Annotated in this window: 4 protein-coding genes; 2 read left to right on the forward strand and 2 right to left on the reverse strand. The window is 44.0% G+C overall.

The window, feature by feature from the left end; all coding sequences use genetic code 11:
• The first annotated feature begins 209 nt into the window (after positions 1 to 209).
• Positions 210 to 602 (forward strand): hypothetical protein, encoded by a 393-nt coding sequence (locus IM500_RS23195; RefSeq protein ID WP_190722704.1) that lies wholly within the window; start codon positions 210 to 212, stop codon positions 600 to 602.
• 246 nt (positions 603 to 848) lie between these two features.
• Here IM500_RS23195 and IM500_RS23200 read toward each other — a convergent pair whose 3' ends face one another.
• Positions 849 to 1,244: a hypothetical protein gene (locus IM500_RS23200; protein ID WP_190722705.1), complete on the reverse strand. Its 396-nt coding sequence runs from the start codon at positions 1,242 to 1,244 to the stop codon at positions 849 to 851.
• A 282-nt stretch (positions 1,245 to 1,526) separates the two neighbouring features.
• Entirely contained in the window at positions 1,527 to 1,841 is a 315-nt protein-coding gene (locus tag IM500_RS23205) for a hypothetical protein (protein WP_002735918.1), read from the reverse strand.
• Positions 1,842 to 2,131: 290 nt separating this feature from the next.
• On the opposite strand from IM500_RS23205, the gene IM500_RS23210 reads away from it, so the two are divergent.
• Positions 2,132 to 2,635, forward strand: coding sequence for a hypothetical protein (locus IM500_RS23210; RefSeq protein WP_002792980.1), 504 nt, complete (start codon positions 2,132 to 2,134; stop codon positions 2,633 to 2,635).
• Positions 2,636 to 2,939 lie beyond the last annotated feature (304 nt).

The following is a 2,939-nucleotide window of genomic DNA, read 5'->3' on the forward strand; positions in this document are numbered from 1 at the left end:
GCCAAGCTTTTCTGGTCGGAACCCCCTAAGCCGAGTTTTCAAGGTGCTGCGCCGTCCACTTGGTTTTCGAGACTGGCCTTTTAATTCTAACGTAAAGCCAACCTAGAACGGCGGGGTTTCAGACCCAAAATTTCCGATGAGAAAGTTATCCGCAATCAATAAAGTATCGAATCGGGGCAAGAAAAATTCAACTAAGAGGAGTTTAACTGATGACAGCCGCAACTGAAAAAGATTTAAAAAGATTAGAGGATTTAATCATCGGTATTGCCAACGGACAAAAGGCGATCGAAAACCGACTAACCACCCTGGAAAACCGACTAACCACCATAGAAAACGGACAGAAGAATTTAGAGTTAGGGCAGTCGGAAATTAAAGGCGATATCCGAACCCTAGACGCGAAGATAGAGGGTTTAAGCGATCGAGTTAAAGTTATAGAGAACGCGGCGGGGAAAACCACCGATCTCGCCGAAAAAGTCGGGGAATTGAAAAACTGGAAACAGATCGGAGTAGTGGTGATCACCGCTGCGCTCAGTTCGATCCTCAGTGGTGTTACGGGTGGGGTAATCGGTTGGCTAATCCGAGCGGCGAAAGTTAATCCCTAATGGCGTTGCCGAATCAAGAATATGAATGCTGATTTTGCACCCGTCCACCAGCCAACCTAGTCCTAGGTTTTAAAAATTGCCCAAGAAGACAGGTGATAATTATCGCCAAAATACTCTAGGCAGTAACCTAAATAACCAACCCTAAAAAAACTCTCTGCTACACTTGAGTCAGTAGATGCACCCTGATGAAAAAGGAGAGTCAAAGAAAGCTCTCCTTTTTTTTTGAGAAAGCAATCCCGGGGGGATTTAGCCGCGGTTAGCAGGTAGTTTCGCTTTGCGCGCCATGTCTTTGAAACCATTCAAACTTGGACCAGGGCGACGGCGAGACAGACTAGGAGTAATCAAGTATTTTGTCGCAAATTCCACTTCTTGCGGCTCTACTTTACCGTTAGTAGCGGCTACGGGTGCCGGTGCGCTCACAGGAGCGGCGGGAGTTTCTTTTACTTGCTTTTCTTTCTTAACAGAAGTTTTTTTGGCTTTTTTCTCGGCTACGGGGGCGGCAGCAGACTCCACAGCAGGGGCAGGCGCTTCCACAACAGGCGCGGCTGCTGCCGTGGTTGCTGTCGCTTTTTGTTCACCATCGGTTTCTTTTAGTTCTAGGTAAAAGTCAGATTTTTTGCCACCAAAGAGATTTTTTAACATCGGGGATCACTCCGAGAGTTGGGAAAATGTAAAAGACTAGGTATTTTAAAATTTATCATTGACCGGGATCAGGCAGCAAACAAGATTATTCTCTTGACGATTTCCCTCTTTCATCTATTTTTCTCTGGATAATCCCTACCAGAAAAAGTGGTTAAAAACAAGTTAAATTTACAAAAATTAACAAAAATCTAGAACGAGAAACCCCGACGCAAACAAGGGCAAAAACTGCTAGAGACGTTGCTGACAACGTCTCTAGATTATTGATTGGGGATTTGGTCGGATTTAGCTGGCTGCGGGTACACGGCTGCCGCTAACTCCGGGGACAGGACCACGACGAATGTTGGTTTCCGCTTCGATGGGAACGAATTCAATATGATTGAGGAGGGTAGTAACGAAAGCAAAGAGTAAAAAAGGCAAAGAGAGGACGACGACTAACCCCACGGTAGCGAGGGCGAAAATTTGTCTAGTGCTACTCCAAAGAGCTAGAGTGGAAGCGAGAGTAAGAAAAATAACGATTAACCAGACGATTATTTGTCCGTAAATATCTCCGAAGGTGAGGGTGCAAACCATGCGATAGTTACGAAAATCCTTATCCATAACAGTAAACCCGTAGATAGTCAGTTATTGTTTCAGGGTAAGTCTATAATTGTCAGCTTGGTCAATATTTAAAGGTTTTTATAAACACTTGTTGATAAATCTTTACAATTCTGCGCCGAGCGGGTAGCCAAATCTAGAGATAAGAGCGGTATTGTTTGGTTGTCCTTCCGGAAAACTAAGTTGATATTATAAGAATTGATAAGAATTGCTAAGAATTACCAAAAAACTGGCCAAAATTTTGGCGAACGCTCTTTACAATTAAATTATAAAGGCAACGAGGAGCAAGCCTAATGAAAACTTTTGTTGAGCGTTATCGGTCTTGGTTTAATTGGACAACCCTAGCCATGGTTGTTCTCGGTTTCTGGTTAAGTGCCAGTTTCGTCATCGATTTAATCATTCTCCCCAGCTTATCCGTAGCTGGCATGATGACACAAAATGGCTTTGCCAGTGCTGGTTACTTGCTATTTGGCATTTTTAACCATCTGGAATTAGTTTGTGCGGCGATTGTGCTGTGTAGCTTTGTTGTCTTCCACCGCTATCATACCTTAATCCATCTCCCCGAACATCGATCGCTTCTATTCGCCGGTGTTCTCTTAGTAATCACCCTAATTTACACCTATTTTCTCACTCCCAATCTGAGTGCTATGGGTTTACTAGCTCCCGTTACCGCGTCGGGAATGTCGGGAGAAATGATGTCCTTGCAGATTGGTTACTGGTTTCTAGAAGTGGTTAAAGGTTTGATAGCTTTTACCCTGTTGCGCTGGTGTTGGCGAGATGCCTTTAAGTTGGCTTAGTTTTTGATGACAAGCGGGGTTCAACCCGCTTTTTTTAGTTCTAGCAATATAATCCGCCTATTTGATTCGTGAACGGAGAGGCAGTACAACTGGCGAATCCAAGAATAGAGGTGGTAAATTTTTTACACTTCATTTAGGCGCACTAGGGGATTCCATGATTGATAACGAACAGGTTTAATAACTTGCTAAGTGGGTGGGTGGAATTAAATATAAGATGAACGTAGGTTGGGTTGAAGCATGAAACCCAACGCCCGCTCATGTTACGCTACCGCTAACCCATCCTACAAATAATTGTGCCTCCCTA

Origin of the sequence: Microcystis sp. M179S2 (genome assembly GCF_020245805.1) — a bacterium.
In the GTDB taxonomy this organism is placed as follows: Bacteria; Cyanobacteriota; Cyanobacteriia; order Cyanobacteriales; family Microcystaceae; genus Microcystis; species Microcystis aeruginosa.